The organism is Paenibacillus sp. J22P51, from assembly GCF_059692215.1.
Genome location: NZ_JCAUAZ010000001.1, coordinates 878,177 through 903,040, shown reverse-complemented (window position 1 = coordinate 903,040; position 24,864 = coordinate 878,177). Strand labels below are relative to the sequence as shown.

Sequence of the window (24,864 nt, the reverse complement as noted above, 5' to 3'; positions counted from 1 at the left end):
TGTTGACATGAGTATCGGACAAAGAAGATTAGGCAGAACAGGGTTAAAAGTATCGGAAGTGAGCCTCGGCACGATGGCTTTCGGTCGTTGGATTGACGAGAAGGCGTCGGCAGAAGTGCTTGATACGGCGTTAGCATCGGGGATTACCCTCATTGATACAGCAGATGTGTATGGCTCGGGAATGGATAAAGGCAACCCATTGGAAACTGGCGAATCCGAAACGATTCTAGGTAATCTTCTTGGCGCTCGCAGACATCAAATTGTTCTCGCCACCAAGGTACACGGCAGAGTGGGATTAGGACCAAATGATGCGGGACAGAGCAGATATCATATTGAACGCGCGATAGACAATAGCTTAAGAAGATTGAAGACGGACTATATTGATCTTTATCAAGTGCATCGCTTCGACGAAGAGACGCCGCTGGAAGAAACCTTGCGAGCGCTGGACGACCTTGTGCGTAAAGGGAAAGTTCGCTATATCGGCGCCTCTAATTATGCAGCTTGGCAAATCGCCAAGGCGCACGGTATCTCAGCTCGGCTTAGACTGGAAAGATACGAAAGCATCCAGCCGGAATACAGCCTCATCGCTCGAGGGATTGAGCAGGAGCTGTTGCCTTTGGCCGCTTCTGAAGGCGTAGGCGTAATTGTGTATAGCCCGCTTGGACGCGGCTTGCTGACAGGGAAGTACAGCTACGGCGGACAGCCACCGGTCGGAACGCGCGGAGCAGCCGGCGAGCAGCGTCTCAAGGTGCTGCTGGAGCAGGAACGCAATTTCCACATCGTGGAACAGCTGAAGCCGATTGCTGAGCGGAGAGGCTGGACGCTGGGTCAGCTAGCACTGAATTGGGTACTTAGTCAACCAGCGATAACGTCAGCTATACTAGGTGTCTCCAAGCCGCAGCATATTACCGAAGCGCTGCCCGTTCTAGGCGAGAAGCTAGGTAGCGAGGAGCTTAAACAGATTGACGCCATTACAAGCGGCACGAGATTGGAGTTGATTGCTCGATGAGTGAAACGAAGCGGAAGTTGCATTTGAACGTGTTTTTGCGAGCAGCCGGTCATCATGAAGCGGCATGGCGTCATCCGGAGGTGCATCCAGAAGGGGATCTAGACATCCATTATTTGAGTAAAATGGCGCTGATCGCCGAGGGCGGTTTAATGGATTCGGTTTTTCTGGCTGACGGCTATGCCGGACGTACGGCTAAACTCGAGCCGTTTACCCAATTGGCCGCCTTAGCTGCGGTTACCCGACATATCGGATTAATTGCTACTGTTGGGACAGTCTACAATGAGCCGTTCCACGTAGCCAGACAGTTTGCTTCGCTTGATCACATTAGTGGAGGACGGGCAGGATGGAACATCGTGACGGGCGCTGGAGATGCTTCACACAACTTTGGCCGATCCGCACATCCTGAGCTTACAGAGCGCTATATAAGCGCAGAGGAATTCGTCGAAGTGGTCAAGCAATTGTGGGATAGCTGGGATGATGACGCACTTGTGTACGATAAGCAGACCGGTATCCTGATTGCGGAGAACAAAGTTCGAGAGATCAACTTTAAGGGCAATGTGTATGCCGTCAAAGGACCGCTCAACATTCCACGTCCGCCGCAAGGCTATCCTGTGCTTGTTCAGGCCGGCTCATCCGAGCAAGGCAGAGAGCTGGCTGCCCGGACGGCGGAGGTCATCTTCACCGCGCAACAGACGTTCGGCGCCGGGCAAGCGTTCTACACGGATGTCAAAGGAAGACTGAAGAAGTATGGACGGTCGACCGACGAACTGCATATTTTGCCTGGGCTCAGCCCGATTGTGGCTGATACGGAGGCGGAAGCCCGTGACATTGAGGCTGAACTAAATGGGTTGATGGATTTGCCCAAAGCGCTGCAGGCCATGTCGGAGCGTTTCGACGTCGATTTGGCTGCGTACCCATTGGACGGTCCAGTGCCGCTGGACAAAGCCAAAACGGCAGAAGCGTTTAACGGGATTCGCAGCCGTCAGGAAGTCATTCTCGATGCAGCTCGTCGTGAGGGGATGACGATCCGGCAGCTGATATACCGCCATGCGGGCGGCCATGGACATATTACGTTCACTGGCTCAACGCTGCAGGTTGCCGATTTTATCGAGAAATGGTTCCGTGGAGGCGCGTCCGATGGGTTTAATATTTTGCCTCAGACATTTCCCGGCGGGTTGGAAGCTTTTGTGCAGAAGGTCATACCGGAGCTTCAGAACCGGGGCCTATTTCGCACTGCTTACGAAGGGAGAACCCTTCGAGAAAATTTGGGGCTGGTCCGCCCAGGAAACGTGCGCAGCGTGGTCTAGGCGTGTATTTACAAAACTAGTTACAACAAAAATAAATTCAAAGGACCGTCAGGATGCCCTGACGGTTTTCTTGGCGTACTGTTACAAAACAATGGCATGTGAGTATAAAGACTGGAAGGTCAAATTGAAGTAGATTTAAAGAGGCGGACCTGATGGGGGAGGCTAACGAAGGTCTTGAATGAAGTGCACTCCATCTTCCACCTTCGAGGCAATAAAGGTGACGTACCTAACAATTATGCGCTGCTTCCGAAATTTGACTCGTCTCGCCACATGAGCTTCCGTGGCTGTGAGAATTTCGGGAAGTTGGTATAAACAAAGATCAGTCCAACTCACCTAAAAAAGGTGTAAGACTGGTCACCTTTTACCTATTCTTGGGATAGAAACATAACTTGTAGGAAAATATAGGAGCAAGAGGTGAGCCCTATGTCGACGTTTTCCAATTCCAAAATCAATCCCGTACATGCTTATATTCTATGTTTTGGCGGATCTTTTGCACTGTCCCAAATTTCAGGCGCAATCATATTAATTGAACAAGCTAAAAGGGATGCGCTTGTTAGCAGTGTAATCGGGTGCATAGCCTATTTCTTATATGCCTTTTGGATTTATAGAATTGTAAATAATCTAGCACCTAACCAAACCTTCCTCGATGTCATTGAACTTAAAATGGGGAGTTTAGTCGCGTGGGCAGTGAGATCTTGGATTGCCTTATATCTGTTTTGTGAACTATTTGTCATTGATAAAAATGTAGTTACATGGGTTAAATCCATGATTCTGCCCTTTACGCCTATTTGGGCGATTTCATCGCCTTTACTGATCGTTTGTGCCTACTTAGCTATTAAAGGGATCAAACCGATCGCCATTTCCTATTCTATCTTAATGCCGGCTAATTTTCTTCTGATTGTATTTATGGCTGTATTTACATTTAGATACAGACATTTCGACCTTCTGCTCCCGCTATTTAGCGAAGGAGCAAGGTCCATCTTAGAAGGCGCGACAACCACCCTTAGAGCTGGCATGGAATTGTTCCTGTTATTATTACTATCATCACATACGGAAGGCAATTTCAAATGGAAGCATTTTGTAGGAATAATGTCTGTTTTTTCGTTAATAGTCATCAATGCTGTTTTGAGTGTGTTAATGATTTTCGGTCCATATGAAGCATTGAAACAGCGGTTCCCTCTTTTTACGCAGTGGCGGTTAGTTAGAATCAGCAGTTTCGTGGAGCATCTTGACTTTTTATCTATGTACCAGTGGCTTAGTAGTACGGCTATTCTAATCAGTCTGGGGCTGTTTTTAATAGGCGATTTACTGACTCCCAAGCAACGGTATCAAAAAATTACGATCGTTGCATGCACGATGGCCTTATTTATCGGTGTAGAGCTTCAAATCAACGATAGCGATTTTTTAGCTTTTACTAAAAATTACTTCTATCCACTATCCACGTTGTCTATTCTCTGTTGGACTGCCTTAGCCTACTTTACAACAAGAAAAAGAGGATTGGTATGAACATCAAAAATGCAAAAGAAGCGGACTTCAGGGCTTTATTCTCTTCCTGTTATGATGTGAAATTTCAGAAGCGCAGCGGCACTCAAGTTGTTTACTGCGAAGGCATGGTGGATAGCAAACAGTTAAATGAAAATGTACTCCCGCGAATGACTGAAATGATTCGAAACGATGAGCTGAAGCTTATAGACGAGAATGAAGAGCTTAGTCACATTGAACAGCTTGTTTTTTCAGGTAATGTGATTGTTTTATTTTTCCATGAGAATGAAACACATGTCTATGAAGCAGATATTGCCAATCCGCCTAAACGCCAGCCGGAAGAATCCATCAGCGAAATATCCATTCGCGGACCGCGCGATGGTTTTACAGAGGAAGTAATCACCAACGTTGCCCTCATTCGCAAACGATTAAAAACCACTTCCCTTCAATATGAACATTTCATTGTAGGTAAAAGGGGGAATGTACGTTTAGCCATTCTATATATCAAAGATATTATGAACCCGGATTTCGTTACTGAAGCGAAGCGTCGGATTTCCCAAATTGATGTAGACTCCGTTATTGGATGTGCTCAGTTAGAAGAATATTTAAGTGATTCAAGCGACTCCATCTTTCCATTAGTGGACACGATTGGAAGACCTGACTTTGCAGCTGAGGCGCTGTTGAAGGGCAGATTTGTTATCCTCTTGGACGGATCTCCAATGGCAATCATTGGCCCATCCAATCTTACCGAGCAATTAAAATCTCCCGAGGATGCACATTCTTCTTACTACTATACGATATTACAACGCATGTTACGTCTTATCGGTCTTGTAATTGCCATGTTTCTGCCTGGATTCTATATTTCATTGACCTGCTTTAATATCGACCAAATTCCGTTTCCATTACTTGCAACTATTGTTCAAGCACGTATAGGTATACCCTATTCATCGACGATAGAGAACTTTTTGATTTTTGGACTATTCGAATTGTTTCGTGAAGCCGGCATTCGTTTGCCGAAACCAGTAGGACAAACGGTAACGGTAGTCGGGGGACTTATTATTGGGGATGCTGCGATTCGTTCTGGACTTGCCTCTTCCGCCCTGCTTATGGTTACAGCAGCGTCTGCCGTTGCATCCTTTACCTTGGTTAATCAATCCTTGACAGGTACCGTCACCCTTGTTCGCATTTACGTGCTAGTGATATCATCCTGCTTAGGTATATATGGATTTTTTATCGGATTACTTTCAGTGGTGGCGTATACCTCTACACTGACATCTTTCGGTATATCCTACTGGTCTCCGATCGCCGAACTCAATGTTAAATCGTCCATATTAGCGCTATTTACTCGACCTTTCAAATCCAAAAAGAATAGACCGGGCATGCTGCATACGACAGATTCTACGTCACAAGGAGAGAGGCAATGAAACCAGTGACACTCTTAATCACACTTTGTTGTATGATATGCCTTTCCGGGTGTTGGGATAATAAAAATCTTCAAGATCTGCTTTACGTTACAGCCATAGGGATTGATTATAAAAATAATCTTTATGAGGCCTACATTCAAACGGTATCCTTTGGCAATGTAGCTAAGTCGGAAACTGGAGGCGGAGGGAACGGCCCGCAAGTGTATGTCGGTAAAGGGAGAGGAAAGACGCCCACTTTGGCATTTGGCGATATTTATAATACGGTACAAAGAAGAATATATTGGAGTCATGTTCGCGCATATCTGTTTACCGAAAGTGCGATGCAAGCTGGAGGCGAGGATTACTTCGATAATTTAAAGAGATACAGAGAATTTAGGTATACACCATGGATATTCGGCACGAAAGGATCCATTGAGGACATCTTTAAAACACCCTCTTTTTTTCAAATGTCGCCGATCACCACCATTCTTGGGCAACCGGAAGATAATTATATTCAGAGTTCGTTCGTAAAGCCCCTCCTTGCGCAAGAATATCAAATTAATCTCAATGAGCCCGGTATGGACGCTATAGTTCCAACCCTAACCATCGATAAAACCGCATGGCAGTCCGAAAAGAATTCTGAAAATAAATTGAAAATAAACGGTGTGTTTGTCGTTCGAAAAAGCGGCTTTCAAGGTTGGATGGCAAAAAATCAGATTAATGGATTGCGATGGATGGAGAAAAAGACATCTAGAACACCCATTGAGATAAAGTCTGCAATCATCTCACTTGAAAAACCCAAACCTAAAATAACGGTTACAGAACAAGACGGGAAACCGATTTTCAATATTGAGGTCAGAGTCAGGGGGAATATTGTTGAATTACTTGACAGCCTTCCATCCGAGCAAGAAATGGAGAAAGAAGCAGAGGATCTAATAAAAAAAGAAATCCGAACTACATTTGAAGAGGGGTTAAGTATAAAGGCTGATATTTACAATTTTAGAAATGTTATGTTTAAGAAAAAAATGAAAAACTGGCAAGATATTGAGCTTACTTCTTCATCGCTAAACCAAATCAATGTCCATGTTTATATTCAACATACCGGAGAACTCAAGAAAACATAGCATATCTCGGGTTAAAACACATCATACAAGCACGCATTAGAAAAGAGGCTACAGAAATGAGGCGCTCCATGCGGGCGTCTTTTTCGCTGAGCAAAAAAAACTCCACCTATCGGTGAAGTTTTTATGTGCCTAAATTTTGAATTCGATTGATCAAGCTTGTTATATTACTAATTGTAATGAGTGTTTGCGAATTTTTATGGTTTTTTACGTTTTTCTACAAAAAGGGTTTCAATCCCATGTTGGGCAAAAGAATCTACAAAATAAAGAAGCCTCTCCTCATTGGGAAAGGCTTCTGTGCGTTTGTAACTATGTTGATGAAGTCTTATACATAATTGCGGATCAAATCAGCCAGTTCACCGGCAACGTAGTTAGCTCCGGAAGCTAGTTCATTGCGGTCGAACCGTACCTTTACAAAATTCTCATCCGTACCAGTCGCTTCAGCGAATAGGCCAGCTAGCCCGCGCGCTTTGCGATCGATCTGCAGCAGCAACTCGACGCCGTCCTCGTCCGGGAAGAAGATAATTTCCAATTCATCGAGTTGGCCCCGGAATTGCGAGGAAGGGACGAATTCGAATTCTTGAACGAAAGGCAATCCGTTCATTCTGCCAAAACTTGGCGCGTATTCGCATGTCACCTCGCGGAGTCGGAATCCAAGCTCTTCGACAGCCTCCAGTACAACCGCGGCATGCGGGTGTGGTCTTACTTGAAGCTGATCATGATCCTTCGGATCAACGGCTTCTTTAATATCAAGTCCGGTTTGTATCCAAACAGGGGTTCTTCCCATCGTCGCTGGCGTAATAGCTGGAAGCTGGAACGAGACGGGAAACTCATAAACCTGCTCAGCCTCAACCGTAAATTTCCCGGTAAGCTGGAATTTGGCCACGGCAGCTTCGACTTGTATTTTTGTATCGTTCTGTTCCTTCACGTAACGTGTCATAACGAAGGCATAAACGTCATCAATCTGCTGATCCACGCGTCCCCCTTGAATCTGGACGACGCCGCTGATCATATCCCCCGCGTTCACCTCATCTTCATGGAGCATGAGGTCTACTTGGGCTGCGCCGATCCCGACGCTTGCTAACATTCGTTTAAACATGGTCATCTGTAAAGTTCCTCCTTGGCATTCATATATTCACTGATACGATGTAATGCGCAAGAAGTTTCATATGGTGTCATTAAAAATGGAACTTTAGAAGAAATTGGCTATTACGCATACTGGCTGTTTGCTACCCTTTTTTAGCTTGCAATCGAATGACGTTCCAAGATGCTTTGGCAAGTTGGCTCGTGACATATCCATTGTCTATGTGGGAATTACCGCTCCAGTGAGGAGTTACATGGTTTGGATTAGCCTTGGTATTCATCGCTTTAAGATCTTCATGCTCAAGCACGATATGCTCGATCAAGCTAACATCTCCGAAGCTGCGAATATCGAGTTGCAATTCCATTGTTTCTGTCAGATGCCGATTCACAGCGAAGATCGTAATATGCCCCTGCTCCTCATCGTAAACACAAATCGATTCAAGATAAGGAACATCCGTATAATCTTTGGAATCGTACTTCGGTGATGAATTGACCGTATGAAGAACAGTTCCTCTGCCATAGATGGAAGCATGAAGGAACGGGTAGTAGGTCGTTTGCAGCCATAGCGGACCACCTGTTTCAGTGGTAATCGGTGCGATAACGTTAATCAATTGAGCCATGCAAGCCATTTTGACACGATCAGCATGCTTCAATAACGTAATAAGGAAGCATCCCACGGCTAATGCATCTTCGTGTGTATAGACATCTTCGAACTCTGGCGGAGCAATATGCCAGCGTTCTGTCGCGCGACTAGTTCCAATGGTGTTCCACACATTCCATTCATCTAAGGAGAGCATAATCTTCTTCTTGCTTCGCTTTTTGGCTTTCACATAATCGCAAATGGATGCGACACTGTCGATGAACTGATCGAGATTAAGCGATGTGGCAAGGAAATTGGAGGTATCATTGCTATTATTATTGTAGTAGGCATGCAATGACAAATAATCCACATTCTCATAGCTCAAATCGAGAACGGTTGCCTCCCAGTCTGCGAAGGTACTCATGCCGCTAGAGGAGCTGCCGCAAGCAACCAATTCGATGGTAGGATCTACCCAGCGCATGACTTTTGCCGTTTCATTGGCGAGGCGGCCATACTCAACAGCTGTTTTGGTGCCGATCTGCCAGGGGCCGTCCATTTCGTTCCCTAAGCACCAAGTTTTGAATTTGTGAGGTTCCTTATAGCCGTGCGAAATTCGCAAATCACTATAGTAGGAGCCTGACGGATGATTGCAGTACTCGATCAGATTTCTTGCATCGTCGATGCCGCGTGTTCCGAGATTAACCGCCATCATGACCTCTGAACCAACTAATTTCGCCCAATCCGCGAATTCATTGGTACCGATTTCATTGGTCTCCGTTGTCCACCAGGCAAGCTCAAGTAGACGCTTACGATCTTTCTTGGGTCCGACCCCATCTTCCCAATTATATCCGGAAACAAAATTGCCTCCTGGATAACGAATGATAGGAACTTGCAGCGCCCGAATGGCTTCAATCGCATCTTGTCGGAAACCATTCGCATCTGCCGTAGGGTGACCTGGCTCGTAAATACCGCCATAAACAGCTCGGCCTAAATGTTCAATGAATGATCCGTAGAGGCGAGGATCGACGGGTGCCTTAATAAAGTTTTTGTCAATGAGCATAGTTGAACGTAAAGACATTGGAATATCCTCCTTCAAGGATTAGTATATTTGTTTATTCTGAGTTTGCTGATTTCATCTATATTATGTATGATAATGACTATGAGGTTCAAGTATAAAGTTTAGGATTAATTAAATTGCTAATTCTGCGGGGTGTTATTCCATGTATCTAAAGACGGATTCTGCGTCACTTCAGGTTTATGAAGCTTTGGCGAGCGATGTTCGCCTCAAAATAATAGATAAACTATTTATTAAGGAAATGCATATTAAGGAGCTTGCTGCCGAGCTCTATCTCAGTAATGCGATTGTAAGCAGTCATGTCAACAAGCTTGAACAAGCGGGTCTTGTAGGTAGTAAAATGAAACGAGTAAACGGCGGTACCTACAAATTTTGCTTCGTGAATACGGAATATTTGCAGATCAAGCTGTCTCCAGAAAGAAAAAATAGCTTTAAGGAAGTGTCCGTCCCAATCGGACATTACACGGATTATGAAGCATGGCCGACATGTGGAATTGCGACGACAGAGAAGATCATTGGCCACTATGATAATCCAACTTATTTTATGGATCCGGAAAGGGTAAACGCAGGAATTCTTTGGTTAGCTAAGGGATTTGTCGAGTATAAAGTGCCCAATTACTTGTTAAAAGATCACGTTTTAAGAGAAATAGAAATTTCGCTGGAAATTGGATCCGAGGCTCCTCAAGTGAATGAAAACTGGCCTTCAGATATCTGTTTCTCTCTCAATGATCGGTTGCTGGGCACTTGGACAAGTCCTGGCGATTATGGGGAATCGAGGGGCAAGCTGACGCCAGAATGGTGGCATTCGGATGTGAATCAATACGGGTTGCTGAAGGTGCTTCGTATTACTGACAATGGTACGTACATTGATGGTCAACGTCTTTCAGATGTGAGCATCCATGACCTGCGGGTAGACCCGAAGTACTGGAGTTTCCGAATAAGCGCAGAGGATACCAAACGTGGACGTGGCGGTTTGACTCTTTTCGGTAAGGGATTCGGAAATTATGATCAAGATATCTTGATGAGATGTTACTATGAGTAAGGTCCATGAACGAAGAAAATAGGGTAGGGCACGAAGGAGTTACAGGATAAATAAGGAAATAGTTGTTATCAAGAAATAATCATCTTTGATTCTCATACAATTCTTGGTTCTCATATAGGAAAGGGTGAAGAATTTTATGGAACGTTTGCAAGAGCGTTTAACGCCGCTACTTACGGAATGGATCGAAAAAGGACCTCCTGGATGTGCCTGTACAGTGATCAAAAATGGCCAAGTTGTGTATCAGGAAAGCTTTGGATACGCAGATGTAGAGCTGAAAAAGAAGATAGAAGCGGACACCATCTTCCGCATTTACTCCATGACCAAGGTGATTACCTGTGTAGCAGCTTTAATGCTGTACGAGAAGGGGCTGTTTCTTCTAAACGATCCGCTCGAGAATTATTTGCCTGAGTTTAAAAATCCGATGGTGCACCGGTATAATGAATTCGGTGTAAGATCAGCATCACCAGCTACATCTCCGATCTTGATCAAAGATTTGTTCACCATGACTTCGGGGTTCACATACGGCGGTGACAATTTAGAAACCGAACGATTGACTCTTACGTTAATAGAAAATGCTACAACGATGGATATGCGCTCGTTATCTAAAGCACTTGCGGAGATTCCGCTCGCATTCGATCCTGGCACACATTGGAAGTATGGGACGAGCCACGATGTCCTTGCCGCATTGATTGAAGTTTTGTCTGGTAAAACATTGGCTCAATTTATGAAAAAGGAAATTTTTGACCCACTTGGGATGACTGACACTTCATTCCGTATTTCCGAAGATAAACGGGATAGGCTTAGTAGAATTTATGATCGCGCAGATAATGGGGAGCTCACCCCTAATAGCGATACCGACGCGCCTTATCAGCCTGAATGTAAATATGAGAGCGGCGGGGCCGGCCTTTTGTCAACCATCGGTGATTATAGCCGGTTTACGCAGGCACTGGCGAATGGCGGTGAGTTGGACGGCGTGCGGATTCTTAGCCGCAAGACGGTGCAATTGATGGCTACCAATCACTTAAGTCCACAACAGCTCCAAGATTACAATTGGCCGCACCATAGCGGTTATGGCTATGGGCTAGGCGTCCGAGTTATGATAGATCCTGCAGCTGGCGGCTGTAACGGCTCGATAGGCGAATATGGTTGGGCAGGTCTAGCTGGATCCTGGGTATTGATTGATCCGCAGGAACAACTGTCCGTTGTGTACATGCAGCAAATGCTGCCGAGTCTGGAGCCGTATATTCACCCCCGTCTGCGTGCTGTCATCTACGGATCGCTTACGTAATGAAGATGACAACTTGAGTAAGGGAAAATGCGGGTTGCTGAAGCAGCCTCTGGCTGTCGAGAACGTCTCGGCAGCTTTTTTGCTTTTGATTTAAGATAAGACCACCCAATGTATAACTACATTGATCCAAGAAACTTAATGTAACCTTTGGTAAAAAAAGGTACTGTTCTATGACTATCTGAGATAAAATAGGATGGTATATATTGATTTTCCTGAGGAGGGATTACGTGAATTGGTCGCGTAAAGAGTTAAAAAGTAGAGCGAAACAAGTACTGCGTACATCGTATTGGAAGGCATTTCTGGTAAGTTTGTTACTGGCTTTAGTTAGTGGTGGGATTCCAAGTTGTTCTGGGAATTCTAATAAGGGCTCATCTTCGTCTTTTAATCTATCTGACATGCATGGAGGCTTTGGCGATGTCTCTGATGGTGTAGGTGCAATCATTCTTATTTTCATCATTATTTTTGCTTCCGTAGCTGGATTGGCAGCGATAGCTTTCAATATTTTTGTGCTTGCTCCGTTCAAGGTGAATGCGCAACAATATTTTAAACAAGCCTCTCAGGGGGATGTCGAAATGAATTACCTCTTGTACGCTTTTGGCAAAGGCAGATATTTAGGAGTTGTAGCAGGCATGTTCTGGAGTGCATTGCTTAATTTCTTGTGGTATTTATTGCTCATTATCCCAGGCATTGTGAAGACCTATGCGTACAGTATGGTGCCTTATATTTTGGGTGATAATCCGACCATCGGAAGGAAGAGAGCCGTTCAGCTCAGCAACCAGATGACCCGAGGATTTAAATGGCGGATGTTTGTTCTGGATCTCTCTTTCATTGGGTGGTTTCTGCTCGGTGCCATAGCGCTCGGCGTAGGTGTGTTGTTCGTATTACCGTATTATAATTCTACGAAAGCAGAGTTATATTTGGTTTTGCGTGAGCAAGCCTTGCACGATGGTCTGAGTAACCCGAAAGAATTAAATCTACCCATTTTATAAGGAGCTGATTGTTTTGTCTGTCCCAGTGATGGTAAATGACGCGCAAGTAACCACAGCTACGTCGAAGCATTCGATTACGATGATCATGGGGATGTGGCTAATCATTGGTTTGTTTGTGGACGGCTTCGCCCATAATCATGGTGCGGTGGAGACGTTCTTTACACCATGGCATGGCATCTTATACTCAGGCTACCTGGCTTGTGCCATTTGGATTTTCATGATGATTCGCTCGAACAAATTGAAAAGTCAGTCTCCCACTTGGATCGCGGCGATCCCCGTTGGCTACAAGCTTGGTGTAGCAGGGGTGATTCTCTTCTTCCTAGGTGGGCTCGGGGATATGTACTGGCATACCGTCTTCGGTATAGAGGTTAATATTGAAGCCCTGCTAAGCCCGACACATCTCCTTTTACTTGCGGGTGTCCTCTTAATTCTGACAAGTCCCTATCGTGCGATCAGCGCTGCTGAAAAAGGTGCTGCGCCGACATTTCGCCAATTGTTACCGGCGTTAACTTCCATTGGACTAACCTTTACGGTGTTCGCTTTCTTCCTCATGTACGCATGGTCTTTTCGCCAGCACTTATGGATGGCTAGGGATTATGATGCAATCGCAAGAGCAGTCGTGGATTTCATGCTGACAACGATGATTCTTGTGATTCCGTTGATGTTTGTGTTGCGAAGATGGAAACTCCCTTTCGGAACGGTTACTTTCTTCTTTCTGTTTGAGTCGATATTCCTGGCAGTCCTTGACGGATTTAGAGATTATGGATCGATTATCATTCTGCTCATAAGCGGGGTGATCGGTGATGTGCTATTTCGGGAGATCAAAGAGAGGGAAGTTACGGACTGGCGCTATAAAGCTGTTTTCTTTGTTCTTCCAGTTATGATCTGGGGACTGTATTTCGCTAACCAGAAATTATTTCATACATTAGACTGGTCTCCTGAGCTCTGGGGAGGAACGATTTTCCTGTGCGCATTGTCCTCACTTGGATTAAGTATTCTTGCAGCGCCGGTTACATCAAACAAAAACGAATGAAATGGCATGGAGTGGTATTTATTTGCTTGACCGTCTTAGTAACGGCTTGCGGTGCATCTTCCACAACGACGATTGATATGTCCGATATGTCTGGCATGTCGGGGATGACGATGGCCCCGTCATCAGTCACACATCAGCATACCAGTGATGCAATTGCCCACTTCTCGGTGGATTCCCCGAATTATTTACCTAATGAACTGTCGAACATCACGATTTTGGTTCAAAATAAATGGAATCGACCCATCGAGAAATTTGATGTGATGCACGAGAAGCTCATGCACCTCATCGTGGTCAGTAAGGATTTGTCCTACTTCGACCACTTGCATCCCAGCTATGCTGGCGGTGGGCGATTCGATGTCCAAACGACTTTCCCAGCGGGAGGCTATTATCAACTTTTTGCTGATTATACGCCAACTGGCTTAGGGGAAACCGTACAGTCCCATTGGGTGACTATTAACGGAAAGGCACCGAAGGCTGTTAAGCTTCAGCCAGACAAAAGCTTAACCAAACAAATAGGTGACAAGGAAGTCACCCTAGCCTTTGATCATCTCATGGCGGGTATGACGCTGGACATGGTATTCACGTTTAAGCAGGGTGCAGGGAAAACGCCTGTTACGAATTTGCAGCCATATCTAGGCAGTGTAGGCCATGTAGTTGCGATTAGTGAGGATGGCAAGGAGTATGTGCATGTGCATCCGACAGAAACAGCAGCTACTTCGGGACCTACCGCGGCGTTTAAGATTCTGTTTCCCAAGAAAGGGATCTACAAAATTTGGGGCCAGTTTCAGCAGAATAACGAAGTTTTCATCGTTCCCTATGTGATTCAAGTAAATTTGTAATATAAAAGAAATATTGTAGTCATCTGACATACATGTTAATCGCCTATAATAAAAGACGACCCCCTTTTAAAATATAAACCTTTAGACCCGCAGCCCGTTGCTGTGGGTCTCTTTTTGTTCACTTATGGTACAATAGGCGATATAACCAGATTAGGAGTGAGAAGAATGACTGCACCAATGAATGAGCAGGAGTTGTTACAATTCATTATCAATAAAACAAAGACAGATCCGAAACAAATTGAGATCGTTCTGAAACATGAAAAAGCGTATATCGCCAAAGCTGAACAAGGCTCGAAAGGACCTGTTGATATTGATAGTGACGATTTGATCGACCATATTCTGAGCCGCCCCGATGTGAAGCTAAGTGAGCTTGCGGTGGATACGATTCTGGAAGCTGAGATGGAGTACTTAATGAAAAATGGCATGGCTGGCTATATCGACTAAGTCATAATAGGAGGACCCTCACGTAAATGTGGGGGTCTTTTCTTTTGGGAATAGGGTATTAAGTTAACTTTAAAGTTAATTGAATAACACATATTGACTTTATTTTGGTACGATTGCATAATGAAATTAGGGATTATTACGTTATTTAGTTAACTTTTAAATTATCTAATTGGAGGTTTTCCAACACAATGAGCAACCAACCGAGAGCTGAATACCCAAGGCCGCAATTTGTACGTGATAGCTGGGTTAATTTGAATGGCGAGTGGCAGTTTGAGTTCGATGATGCAGGTGTTGGGGCGAAGCAGAAGTGGCATACGGGCGACAAGGACTTCTCGCAGACAATTCAAGTGCCGTTTGCTTTTCAAAGTCAATTAAGCGGCATTGGCAATAATGAATTCCACGATATTGTCTGGTACCGCCGTGAGCTTGAGATTCCACAGGCTTTTGACAATAAGCGAATTCTGCTTCATTTTGGAGCAGTCGATTACCTAGCATCGGTTTGGGTCAATGGCATCCTGGTAGCAACGCACGAAGGTGGTCATACGCCTTTCCACGCGGACATTACAGATGCTCTTCAGGACGGGACCAATCACCTCGTTGTAAAGGCAGTAGATTTCAGCACAGATGTGACGCTGCCACGAGGGAAGCAATATTGGAAAGCGGATTCCGCTAGTATTTTCTATACGAGAACCACGGGGATTTGGCAAACGGTGTGGATGGAGGCTGTTTCTGCCAACGCTTACTTGGATAAGGTGAAAATGACGCCGGATATCGATGCCAAGCAAATCGAAATCAGCTACGAAATCGAGGGCATCGACGCACATCCGACGTCCAAGCATCAGCTGAAGGTTGATATTTCTTTTAAAGGCGAGCTAGTCTCCGAAGATGTGTATGGAATTCGAAGCGGGACGGGTGCACGGAAGATCCGTTTGAACGATTTTAATGATCATGGACTTGGCGGTTGGTGGACACCAGAGAATCCAAATTTATACGATGTCACCTTCACACTTCTGATTGATAACGAGGTTGTGGATGTGGTGAGCAGTTACTTTGGGATGCGGAAGGTTTCGATCGAGGACGGTAAACTATGCTTGAATAATCGTCCCTATTTTCTGAAAATGGTGCTGGATCAAGGCTATTTCCCCGATGGGAATTTGACGCCGCCGAGCGATGAAGCGATTAAGCAAGATATCGAGCTTACCAAGTCGATGGGCTTCAATGGGGCTCGGAAGCATCAGAAGCTGGAGGATCCAAGATTCCTATATTGGTGTGATGTGTTGGGACTCGTCGTATGGAGCGAAGCAGCGAATGCGTATGAGTACTCGGATAAATACGTGGGTCAATTTACCAAAGAATGGATCGCCTCGATGGAACGGGATTATAACCATCCGTCGATTATTGCTTGGGTACCGCTCAATGAAAGCTGGGGTGTCCCGAATATTCAAATCGATAAACGGCAGCAGCAGCATGCTTTAACGATGTATCATTTGAGCAAATCGCTGGATCCGATGCGCCCTGTCATTTCGAATGATGGCTGGGAGCTTGTGACAACCGACTTATTCGCAATTCATGATTATGAGTGGCGGGAAGAGGTGCTAAGTGAGCGATATAGCTCCAAGGAAAAGGCTGTCCATGCGATGCCGGCGAATCGACGTTTATTTGTGGAAGGCTTCCCTTATCAAGATCAGCCGATCCTCGTAACTGAATTCGGTGGGATTGCATACAAGAAGAGTGAATGGGAGGGCTGGGGTTACTCCGGGGCAGATAATGACGAGGATTATGAGCAAAAGCTGCGCGCCGTTATTCGTCCACTCCTGAACTCAGGTGTTGTTCAAGGCTATTGTTATACGCAATTGACGGATGTCGAGCAGGAGATCAATGGCCTACTGACCTATGATCGCAAACCGAAAATCCCTGTGGAAATCATCAAAGCGATTAATGATCGTAACTAGAAGTATTCATAGAAACGCCGTCTGCTCCCAATGGAGTCGACGGCGTTTTTGTCAACCTTTGACAGCGCCGATCATGACGCCTTTGACGAAATACTTTTGAACGAAAGGATAGAGGATGAGAATCGGGACAGATGCAACCATGATGGTGGCATACTTGATCGATTCCCCGATCTGGAACTGATCGGCGGCATTGGCGCCGGAGGACATCATATCCGTGTTATTCGCGATTAAGATTTCTCGAAGCGTGAGCTGAAGCGGATACAATTCTCGGTTTTTCAGGAAGATCGAAGCCCAGAACCAACCGTTCCATTTTTCTACGGCATAATACAAGATCATTACCGCGATCACGGGCATGGAAAGCGGGATAATGATTTTAAACAAGATGGTGAAATGATTGGCACCATCCATTTTCGCCGATTCCTCTAGGCTCTCGGGAACGGCCATAAAGGCTGTGCGCATAATAATTAGGTTGAAGGTATTGACGGCGAAAGGCAAGATCGTTGCCCATAAGGAGTCGATTAATCCGACGCCCTTCACGACAAGGTACATCGGCACAAGTCCGCCGCTGAAAAACATGGTGAGGATTACGATAAAAATAAAAACTTTGTTCCACATCACATTTTTACGGGAGAGCACATAGGCACCTAAGGCAGTGACGATTAAGTTGGTCGTAACACCAAAGACAAGAATAAATAAGGTGTTGCGGTAGCCTTTTAATATCGAAGGATTTTTAAATACACTTTGGTAAGCATCTAGACTGAAGCCCAGTGGGCGATAGAGCAAGCCTTTATGTGTAATTAGTTGAGCACCATCGCTGATGGAAGCGAAAGTGACATAGATGAGCGGATAGAGTGTTACAACGACTAATAAAAGTAATAGGACATGGTTAATTGCGTAAAATACGCGGTCTGAATAGCTGGTTCTCATCTTTGCGCCTCCTTCACTACCATAAGCTATTTTGACTAATTCGCTTACTTATTTTGTTGGCTGCAATGAGCAGCGCCAAATTGATGACAGAGTTGAATAGGCCAACGGCGGCGCTATAGCTCCAACCAAATTCGAGCAACCCTTTGCGGTAAACGAAGGATGAGATGACATCAGCCGTATCGTAGGTACTTGGGTTGTAGAGCAAAATAATTTTCTCAAAGCCCACGTTGAGCAAATTCCCCATTCGAAGAATGAACATAATCGAAATGGTAGGTAGAATTCCTGGTAAGGTGATGTGCCATATAGACTTAAGTCTAGTTGCTCCGTCCATTTTCGCTGCTTCATATTGCTCCTGATCAATGCTCATGAGTGCAGCTAGATAAATGATGGATTCCCAGCCGATTTTTTGCCAAATTTCAGATAACACATATATCGTTCGAAACAGCTCAGGCTTTTGCAGCATTGCTGTATCATTCGCGCCAAAATAAGTCAGTAACGTATTCACTACGCCGCCGTTATTCGTAAAATCTTTAATCATTCCGGCAATGACGACTAGCGAGATAAAGTAAGGCATGTAGGTAACCGTTTGCACAAAACGTTGGAACCTTTTATTCGCCAGCTCATTAATGAGAATAGCCAAAATAATCGGGGCAGGAAATTCAAAGCATAACGTATAGAGTGAGATGAGAACCGTATTTTTGAGGATACGCCAGAAATAATAGCTGGTGAAGAAGTCATGAAAGTTTTGGAATCCGATCCATGGACTACCTAGTATCCCTTTGATCGGGGTATACTCTTTGAACGCAATGATGGCTCCATACATCGGCGCATAGTGGAAGATAAAGTAGTAAGCCAGGACGGGAACCATCATGAGGTATAAGTATTTATTCAATAGAAAATCGCGTTTGAAGCGTACAGTAAAGCTAGCCTCCGCTGTTTTACGCATCATATCTCTCCTTTCGCCGCGGAAATTGAATGCATGGGGGGAGGAGCTAGTGCTCCCCGCCCCCATGGTTACTCTCTATCTTTTGTTATAACGATCTAGAGAGGCTTTTTTGATTTCGATCGCACGGCTTAATTTCACGGAATTGAATTTCTCCATATACTTGTCAAAGCTTTCAACTGGCTCAGTTCCCAAGATGATTTTCAGTGTCATTTCATCAACAATGGTGTTCAGATCTGTCATGATTTTCGCAAGCTCTGTACTTTCTTCTGGTGTTGCTGTAATTGGAGGCAATTTGTGCTTATCTACATCGGTTTTCGACCAAGTGGTTAAAGCGTCTCGTTGTGTTTGCAAAGCCAGATATTGTTCGATATAGCGTTTATCCTGAATGAAAGGACCATTGTAGTTACCGCGGATATAGAGGGACATTGCTTGTGCTGGAGCTAATTTATCTGGATTTTTCATGAGCAAATCTGTGTATTTCGGATAGTTACCTTCCATATTGTACGAAACGCCAGCTGTTCCGAAGTTGAAGAACAAACTGCCTTGTTCCGAATAACCATAATCAAGCAACTTAGCCGTGGTTTCGATGTTCTTGGAGGTAGCTGTAATCGCTACGGATCCACCTGGTGCATTCGCAGGGTCTTTTTGACCGTACATGGCAATGTCACCTTTTTTGAGAACTGGATATGGAGCCGCGATAAGAACGGCTTTAGGATCTTTGGCTGAAATTAGGGGCTGCCATTTACCTATCCCGCCACCTGCATTCCCAACAGTTACACCTGTAGCTCCAGAGGCAATGTTCGCATCTAAGGCTTTGCTGTCTGCTGTTGCAAAGTTTTTATCGATTAAGCCTTCTGCATACCATTTGTGGAAGGTAGCGAGGAAGTCTTTGTAGCCTTTCTCAGCTGGACCAAATTTGATCGCGCCTTTATCATCGATGAAGAAATCACGTGTGACACCGTAAGCACTCGCGAATGCGCCGTTGGCTAATTCGTTGAAGGGTCTAGGAACACTAACGACGGAGAAAGAAGCTGTGGCACCTTTCTTCTCTTTGAAGGCTTTGAGTGTGGTATACCACTCATCAATTGTTTGAGGAACAGGCAGACCTAACTCGTCCAACCAGTCCTTACGTATGATAGGTCCTTGGAAAACGCGAAGCAAATCATCGCCGCGAATGAAAGGGAATACATAATAACTGCCATTGTCTGTTTTTACTTGTTTATCAATTTCTGGATGTTCTTTGAGATATTTCTTCAGGTTCGGTGCAAATTTATCAATCGTATCATTTAATTTGAGAATGTATCCGTCTTTAATTGCCTTCTCAGGTCCGCCTGGGAATTTACCTTGGAAATCATATTCAATCATATCCGGTAAATCACCTGTTGCTAACATGACGTTTATGGCCTGATCCGCTTGGTTGGTCGGCGGCGCAGTAAACTTCATAGTAACACCAGTGACTTTTTGCCAGTTTTGGAAGAACGGCACATCAGCATGTGCGCCCTTTACCCCTGTTAAGTTCCCAGTAACCTCTCCCCAATAAGATAAGGTTTTATCCGTTTTGAGAGGGTAAGTAACGGCTGCTCCTGCTGGCGCAGTAGAAGCATTTGTTGTACCTGATGAAGCTGCCGGACTTGTAGTACTTGTAGTAGAAGAGTTGGACGAACAGGCAACAACTAAACTTCCCATTAAAGATGTGGTAACCAACATGGTGAACATTTTTTTACTGTTTCTTTTCATGTGTTGACCTCCTAAAAGTTTTTGCCAATAAGAACTGGCATTGAAAGCGATACTGGTGTTTCGCCACAAAAGCTGGCATGAGAGCTGTAATGAGAAATTGACCAGAAAAAGAGGCTTCGGAAGTCTTATGGTGTAGTTGCCTGTGCCATACCCTAACTATATGGTAACGCTTACATGAATGGTATCTTTAATTTCTCCAATTGCTTCTCGATAATTAGCGCGAGACTCTTCAAAATATCCAATTCCTTCATGAAAATAGCCAATTTCGGGTTGAATAGCCTCTGAAATTGATTAGAAATGGCTGAATGGAAGCAAAAAGGGCAGCTATTCGCCGCCCACTCCATGCCTTATTTCTCAAGCATTTCTTTATATTTTCCTGGTGTAATGCCTTCTACCTTTTTGAATACACGAATAAAAGCGTTAATATCATTGAAGCCTACCCCATATGCCGCGTCGCCAACGGATTGTTCTTTCCCTTTAAGCAGCTGCTTGGATTTCTCAACCCGGACCTTGTTGATTCGATCAAGCAAGCCTTCACCGACATAATCCTTGAAAAGCTTGGATAAATAAGTCGCTTTACGGTCAAAATGACTGCCGATCATCGTCACATTTAAATTTACATCGGTATAATTGTGCTCAATATAAGTGTTCACTTGCTCTACGAGCTGTTGCAGTGCTTTCTGTTTCGTTAACGAATTGGCATGTTGTCGTTTGGCGGCTGTAAAGGCACATACTTGCGTGATCATGTCACCTAGTTGACCTTCCATGTCTTGGACGGTTTTAGAGTTCAAGAGGCGATCAAGCTGCTTGGGATTGCGGATGAAGAAGCTTTCCTGAATACCGCCGGTGTCATTTATACTTTTCATAATGGTAGTGACTAAGCCTAGCATGAGACATTTCTTTAGCGAAACGGAAATACCAGAGCCTTCAAAGTTTTTCTGAATAATGTCACTAAGAATGGTACGAGCTTCTGTCAGCTCTCCGAACTTCAAGGCATTGAGAAACTGTTGTTCCACGCCCATTGGATAATAATAACCCGAAGGATTATCACAGTGACTATGGGGTGTGAGATCATTGTAGGCTAGAATTTCGTGATCACCCATGACGAGTTTATAGGTCATTGCGTCTAAGGCTTCCAGAAAAGCTTGTGGAACACATGAAATGTGCTCATAAACGTTGCTTATTGCAATGGTAAGGTGGATATCATAGGTGGATGCAAGGAAGGTTTGAGCCTCATCTGCGATGCGAATTAACTCATCCTTAGAACTATGCCCTTCTTCCATCGTTAGATTAACTAAACAGCCAAGTGTGTCGTCAATTTCGGCCACATAGCCGCGGTGCTGCTGAGCCACTAATTCTTCTACCACATTACTTACGATAAATTGAAGCAGCTTCCACTTTTCCTCTTCGGGTGTATGTGTAATTCGTTCGAAGAAGGACTCGCTTTTATCTATAACAAAGAGCATGACTGCAAATTCTCTCCGGTCCAGCTTCATATCAAAGGTTGTTAATGCCTCCGCGATCGGAATTTTACCGTCGAGCTTACCTTTTAGCAGCTTTTCTACAAAATGAGAGCGTACAATATGCCGATGCTGTTCGACCTTGCTTTTGAAATCAGCCATCTCAATTAACGTACTGTCTAAGGCTTCCTGTATGAAATGAAATTCATTATAGGTTCTACCGGATTCGAGCGTCTGTTTCTTGGAAAAGGCATGAACTAAGCGGCGAACAGGGTTGTAATTCCTTCTCAGGAAGACAAAAGTCAGTAAACCTCCGCCTAATAGACTAATGATCATACTTAAATAGGTAAGATTGCGGATATGAGATGCCTTCTGCCAATAAATCGTGCTAGGCATGATCGAGACGTATTTGAGCTTGGAATGCGGCGATTGGATATTAAATACTTCATAATTCACACCATCGTTACTTTTAAAATAGAAATTTGTTGCGTTATCCAGGTTGGCATAAGGGAAATCCATAGGCATCGTGCTCGAGGAACTGGACGCCAGAACTTGATTCTGTTCATTGAGAATGATGACATGGCCTTTATTGAAGATTTCCATGTTCTGAATGGCACCTAGAATGCGCGACTGATCGATCATAATGACATTCGTAGCAAGAGGCTGGTCGTGTTCAACGGGATACGTACTGACATACGCAACAGTTTTACGAAGACTATTATCGTCACCAATACGGTACATCGGGATAAATCCTTTAAAGTTACTGCGTGTCATGATATCTTGCCAGGAATTATAGGGGAAATCATTGCTTTTATGTAACGTCTCGTAGGCAAAGTCCTTCGAACGTACGGTCGTGGGGAGAATGACAGACTGACTTTTATTCAAATATACATAAAATGAGTCGATCAATGGATAGGAGGTTTTGTATAAAGATAAGCTCTTCGCGATTTGATAAGCATCATAAGGTAAATCTTTCGGATAAGTTTCATACTTGTTGGAATAGAGCAGCTCTTGAATATTCACATTCCAAGTAATCTCGAAATTGAGCTGTTCCATGGCTTTAAACTGGTTGTCCATTACTTCTCGTACTTGCTTCAGCAAGGAGTCATTGGCTTGTTGAATTTCTTCCTTTAAGGTACGGCTGGACTCTATATATAATAGGAGACCGATCGCTACAGGTAATAGGAGGATTACAATATATGAAATCAACCATGTTAATACGATGCTCTGTCCATTAAAGATGATTTTATTCCGCAAAGGTAGGGACCCCCTCGTATTCGATTTTCATCAATGAGCACCGAGAAGTAATTATGAATGCGCTCTCATTCCATTGTATTTCCTTTCCTTCGTCTACGTCAACGAGGGAAAAGAGATATTTCTTGTGGGATTATTCAAGGGTTTTGAATCGTTGCTTGCCAAAGAAGAAATAAAATAAAAACGAAATGACAGAATAGACAACCGCCGTAATACAAAAGGCATATGCATACCCGAAATAACTGCCATATCGGAAAACAAGGCCAGTACTAATGGGAGAAGCAATAAACCAACCCAAGTTAAAAACAGCTTCTCCTGAGCTCGATGCAAGGCCGCGAAGCGAACGATGTACATAGCTCATTTTGATAGAATTGTAGAAAGGATTAGCCGCATTCATTAGGGCTTGGCGGAATAAATACCCGCCTGATGATAAGTAGAAGTTAGCTGAAAAGGCGGTAATTAGCAGAAAAGGAATGGAACTCAGCTGCAAATACACAACAGATTTGACTTCACCAAAGCGTTTAGCAATCATGGGTCCAATTAGAAAAGCTACACCTGTAGCGGCTTGTCCTAAAGCGACGACGATCCCAATGGCGGATTTCGAAGCTTCAAAGCGATCCTCGAAATATACGTTCAGATACGGTACGATCATCCCGCCGCCGAGTGAGGAAAGTAAGCCAAGTAAACAGAAAATACCTATGACTTGGATGGACGTTTTGTGTTCACGCCAAGTATGTTTCCAGTTTAACGTTTCGGCATGCGGGGATGCTTCTGATGCTTCTTCTACTTGTTCACTCTTTTCGAATAAAGACATAGGAAGGACACCAAGTGCTGCGACCGCGACACCAATTAATAAGGTGTACCGAAGGCTATGTATTTCGTCTACGCCAATGAAGAATTGAAAGAAATCACACAGGATGCCCCCAAGGGAAATGCCAATTACATTGGCGAGCATAACCAGCGCCATATTGAGGCTGAACAGATGCACCCTCTGCTGGGGAGAGGAGTTATTCGCCATAAAGGGCAAAATTGTGGCCGAAACAACGGCCAATGCCATGCCGCCTAAGAAGGCAGAAATCATCATTCCTTCGTTGGTTTCGATGAGGGATCGCGCGGTGAGCGCTGCAATTGTGAATATAAGGCCGAAGGAGATGACTCGCTTCGGTCCGAAGCGATCGTTCATGATGCCAGCTGGAATGAGGATGATTGCCGCAGCCAATGCGGTCATCCCTACGATATGTCCGACCATGGTCTGTTCGTAGCCTAAGCTTCGTACATACAGGTTGTACACGAGGCCAAACATGCTAATGCCTAAGTTCCAAACAAAATTAAACCAGAAAAACAGCTTAATATTTCGGCTATAACCTTCAAGTTGCTGCTTCCATTCACGTAGTAAATTGGTCATGCGAAATTCCTACCTTTGTAGTTGTGTCTAAATTGCAATCGCTTTGTCTATTCTACCACTGGTAAATACTTTTGAACACGGGAAAGACTTGATATTCGATCCGATCTGTATAATAATAAGTAGTCTAATCTACGAAGCAGGGAGCACATAATTGAAATGTCTACATCAACGAGTATTGTAACGGAAGAGCAGAAGCCAGAAGTTGAACAGATTGAGATTTGGAAATGTAAAGGAACCGAATGTAAAGCTTGGGTTCGCAAAGAATTCGTTACGGAAGCTTTACCAACATGCCCGCTTTGTAAAACGCAGATGGTGCGCAGCTACAAGCATGTGCCTGTAACATCTAAAAAAGGAAACAAAAAGTTTCTTGTAGGAAAGAAACGCTTCTAAACGAAATTATTGAAGTTATTTCTTCTAATAATAGGTCAAGATCGAGAGCATCTTCAGCGAGGCGTGAAGAGTGATGCTCTTGGTCTTTTTTTTTGTAA

Annotated in this window: 20 protein-coding genes; 13 read left to right on the top strand and 7 right to left on the bottom strand. The window is 44.4% G+C overall.

Annotation, left to right across the window (positions count from 1 at the left end):
- The first annotated feature begins 7 nt into the window (after positions 1 to 7).
- The 5 genes from AC58QC_RS03495 to AC58QC_RS03475 all read left to right on the top strand — a co-directional run bounded on the left by AC58QC_RS03495 (position 8) and on the right by AC58QC_RS03475 (position 6,325).
- A complete protein-coding gene (locus tag AC58QC_RS03495) occupies positions 8 to 1,009 on the top strand; it encodes an aldo/keto reductase (RefSeq protein WP_497413803.1) in 1,002 nt (333 codons plus the stop codon).
- Entirely contained in the window at positions 1,006 to 2,316 is a 1,311-nt protein-coding gene (locus AC58QC_RS03490) for an LLM class flavin-dependent oxidoreductase (RefSeq protein WP_497413802.1), read from the top strand. Before AC58QC_RS03495 ends, AC58QC_RS03490 begins: the two co-directional genes overlap by 4 nt.
- A gap of 423 nt (positions 2,317 to 2,739) precedes the next feature.
- Positions 2,740 to 3,822 carry an endospore germination permease gene (locus AC58QC_RS03485; protein ID WP_497413801.1) on the top strand — a complete coding sequence of 361 codons (1,083 nt, stop codon included), beginning with the start codon at positions 2,740 to 2,742 and terminating at the stop codon, positions 3,820 to 3,822.
- Positions 3,819 to 5,222, top strand: a complete 1,404-nt coding sequence (locus AC58QC_RS03480) for a spore germination protein (RefSeq protein ID WP_497413800.1) — start codon at positions 3,819 to 3,821, stop codon at positions 5,220 to 5,222. Before AC58QC_RS03485 ends, AC58QC_RS03480 begins: the two co-directional genes overlap by 4 nt.
- Entirely contained in the window at positions 5,219 to 6,325 is a 1,107-nt protein-coding gene (locus AC58QC_RS03475) for a Ger(x)C family spore germination protein (RefSeq protein ID WP_497413799.1), read from the top strand. Before AC58QC_RS03480 ends, AC58QC_RS03475 begins: the two co-directional genes overlap by 4 nt.
- Positions 6,326 to 6,647: 322 nt before the next feature.
- Here the strand turns inward: AC58QC_RS03475 and AC58QC_RS03470 are convergent, their stop codons facing one another.
- Positions 6,648 to 7,427, bottom strand: a complete 780-nt coding sequence (locus tag AC58QC_RS03470) for a sporulation protein (protein WP_497413798.1) — start codon at positions 7,425 to 7,427, stop codon at positions 6,648 to 6,650.
- A 124-nt stretch (positions 7,428 to 7,551) separates the two neighbouring features.
- Positions 7,552 to 9,063, bottom strand: coding sequence for an arabinosylfuranosidase ArfA (gene arfA, locus AC58QC_RS03465; protein WP_497413797.1), 1,512 nt, complete (start codon positions 9,061 to 9,063; stop codon positions 7,552 to 7,554).
- Between the two features lie 142 nt (positions 9,064 to 9,205).
- Between arfA and AC58QC_RS03460 the strand changes: the two genes are divergently transcribed.
- The 7 genes from AC58QC_RS03460 (at position 9,206) to AC58QC_RS03430 (ending at position 16,647) form a co-directional block, all read left to right on the top strand.
- Positions 9,206 to 10,102, top strand: coding sequence for an ArsR/SmtB family transcription factor (locus tag AC58QC_RS03460; protein WP_497413796.1), 897 nt, complete (start codon positions 9,206 to 9,208; stop codon positions 10,100 to 10,102).
- Positions 10,103 to 10,238: 136 nt separating this feature from the next.
- Positions 10,239 to 11,390 (top strand): serine hydrolase domain-containing protein, encoded by a 1,152-nt coding sequence (locus AC58QC_RS03455; RefSeq protein WP_497413795.1) that lies wholly within the window; start codon positions 10,239 to 10,241, stop codon positions 11,388 to 11,390.
- 227 nt (positions 11,391 to 11,617) lie between these two features.
- On the top strand, positions 11,618 to 12,379 hold the full coding sequence (locus tag AC58QC_RS03450; protein ID WP_497413794.1) for a DUF975 family protein: 762 nt from the start codon (positions 11,618 to 11,620) through the stop codon (positions 12,377 to 12,379).
- Between the two features lie 13 nt (positions 12,380 to 12,392).
- Positions 12,393 to 13,412: a hypothetical protein gene (locus tag AC58QC_RS03445; protein ID WP_497413793.1), complete on the top strand. Its 1,020-nt coding sequence runs from the start codon at positions 12,393 to 12,395 to the stop codon at positions 13,410 to 13,412.
- Positions 13,346 to 14,251, top strand: a complete 906-nt coding sequence (locus AC58QC_RS03440) for a DUF8832 domain-containing protein (protein ID WP_497413792.1) — start codon at positions 13,346 to 13,348, stop codon at positions 14,249 to 14,251. Before AC58QC_RS03445 ends, AC58QC_RS03440 begins: the two co-directional genes overlap by 67 nt.
- Positions 14,252 to 14,416: 165 nt before the next feature.
- A complete protein-coding gene (locus AC58QC_RS03435; RefSeq protein WP_497413791.1) occupies positions 14,417 to 14,695 on the top strand; it encodes a hypothetical protein in 279 nt (92 codons plus the stop codon).
- A 188-nt stretch (positions 14,696 to 14,883) separates the two neighbouring features.
- Positions 14,884 to 16,647 carry a glycoside hydrolase family 2 protein gene (locus AC58QC_RS03430; RefSeq protein WP_497413790.1) on the top strand — a complete coding sequence of 588 codons (1,764 nt, stop codon included), beginning with the start codon at positions 14,884 to 14,886 and terminating at the stop codon, positions 16,645 to 16,647.
- Positions 16,648 to 16,698: 51 nt separating this feature from the next.
- On the opposite strand, the gene AC58QC_RS03425 is transcribed toward AC58QC_RS03430, so the two are convergent.
- The 5 genes from AC58QC_RS03425 to AC58QC_RS03405 form a co-directional block, all read right to left on the bottom strand.
- Positions 16,699 to 17,574, bottom strand: a complete 876-nt coding sequence (locus tag AC58QC_RS03425) for a carbohydrate ABC transporter permease (RefSeq protein ID WP_497413789.1) — start codon at positions 17,572 to 17,574, stop codon at positions 16,699 to 16,701.
- A gap of 16 nt (positions 17,575 to 17,590) precedes the next feature.
- The gene (locus AC58QC_RS03420) at positions 17,591 to 18,520 is read right to left on the bottom strand and encodes an ABC transporter permease (RefSeq protein WP_497413788.1); all 930 of its coding nucleotides are present in this window, start codon (positions 18,518 to 18,520) and stop codon (positions 17,591 to 17,593) included.
- A gap of 75 nt (positions 18,521 to 18,595) precedes the next feature.
- The gene (locus tag AC58QC_RS03415) at positions 18,596 to 20,257 is read right to left on the bottom strand and encodes a type 2 periplasmic-binding domain-containing protein (protein WP_497413787.1); all 1,662 of its coding nucleotides are present in this window, start codon (positions 20,255 to 20,257) and stop codon (positions 18,596 to 18,598) included.
- 347 nt (positions 20,258 to 20,604) lie between these two features.
- Positions 20,605 to 22,974: a helix-turn-helix domain-containing protein gene (locus AC58QC_RS03410; protein ID WP_497413786.1), complete on the bottom strand. Its 2,370-nt coding sequence runs from the start codon at positions 22,972 to 22,974 to the stop codon at positions 20,605 to 20,607.
- A 130-nt stretch (positions 22,975 to 23,104) separates the two neighbouring features.
- Complete coding sequence (locus AC58QC_RS03405; RefSeq protein WP_497413785.1) at positions 23,105 to 24,376, bottom strand: MFS transporter; 1,272 nt, start codon at positions 24,374 to 24,376, stop codon at positions 23,105 to 23,107.
- 156 nt (positions 24,377 to 24,532) lie between these two features.
- Here AC58QC_RS03405 and AC58QC_RS03400 point away from each other — a divergent pair, with 156 nt between their 5' ends.
- Positions 24,533 to 24,766 carry a cold-inducible protein YdjO-related protein gene (locus AC58QC_RS03400; protein ID WP_497264711.1) on the top strand — a complete coding sequence of 78 codons (234 nt, stop codon included), beginning with the start codon at positions 24,533 to 24,535 and terminating at the stop codon, positions 24,764 to 24,766.
- The last annotated feature ends 98 nt before the right edge of the window (positions 24,767 to 24,864 follow it).

Coding starts and splice junctions, on each gene's coding strand:
- AC58QC_RS03495 (WP_497413803.1), top strand. CDS start 8: ATGAGTATCGGACAAAGAAGATTAGGCAGAACAGGGTTAAAAGTATCG.
- AC58QC_RS03490 (WP_497413802.1), top strand. CDS start 1,006: ATGAGTGAAACGAAGCGGAAGTTGCATTTGAACGTGTTTTTGCGAGCA.
- AC58QC_RS03485 (WP_497413801.1), top strand. CDS start 2,740: ATGTCGACGTTTTCCAATTCCAAAATCAATCCCGTACATGCTTATATT.
- AC58QC_RS03480 (WP_497413800.1), top strand. CDS start 3,819: ATGAACATCAAAAATGCAAAAGAAGCGGACTTCAGGGCTTTATTCTCT.
- AC58QC_RS03475 (WP_497413799.1), top strand. CDS start 5,219: ATGAAACCAGTGACACTCTTAATCACACTTTGTTGTATGATATGCCTT.
- AC58QC_RS03470 (WP_497413798.1), bottom strand. CDS start 7,427: ATGACCATGTTTAAACGAATGTTAGCAAGCGTCGGGATCGGCGCAGCC.
- arfA (WP_497413797.1), bottom strand. CDS start 9,063: ATGTCTTTACGTTCAACTATGCTCATTGACAAAAACTTTATTAAGGCA.
- AC58QC_RS03460 (WP_497413796.1), top strand. CDS start 9,206: ATGTATCTAAAGACGGATTCTGCGTCACTTCAGGTTTATGAAGCTTTG.
- AC58QC_RS03455 (WP_497413795.1), top strand. CDS start 10,239: ATGGAACGTTTGCAAGAGCGTTTAACGCCGCTACTTACGGAATGGATC.
- AC58QC_RS03435 (WP_497413791.1), top strand. CDS start 14,417: ATGACTGCACCAATGAATGAGCAGGAGTTGTTACAATTCATTATCAAT.
- AC58QC_RS03430 (WP_497413790.1), top strand. CDS start 14,884: ATGAGCAACCAACCGAGAGCTGAATACCCAAGGCCGCAATTTGTACGT.
- AC58QC_RS03425 (WP_497413789.1), bottom strand. CDS start 17,574: ATGAGAACCAGCTATTCAGACCGCGTATTTTACGCAATTAACCATGTC.
- AC58QC_RS03420 (WP_497413788.1), bottom strand. CDS start 18,520: ATGCGTAAAACAGCGGAGGCTAGCTTTACTGTACGCTTCAAACGCGAT.
- AC58QC_RS03415 (WP_497413787.1), bottom strand. CDS start 20,257: ATGAAAAGAAACAGTAAAAAAATGTTCACCATGTTGGTTACCACATCT.
- AC58QC_RS03405 (WP_497413785.1), bottom strand. CDS start 24,376: ATGACCAATTTACTACGTGAATGGAAGCAGCAACTTGAAGGTTATAGC.
- AC58QC_RS03400 (WP_497264711.1), top strand. CDS start 24,533: ATGTCTACATCAACGAGTATTGTAACGGAAGAGCAGAAGCCAGAAGTT.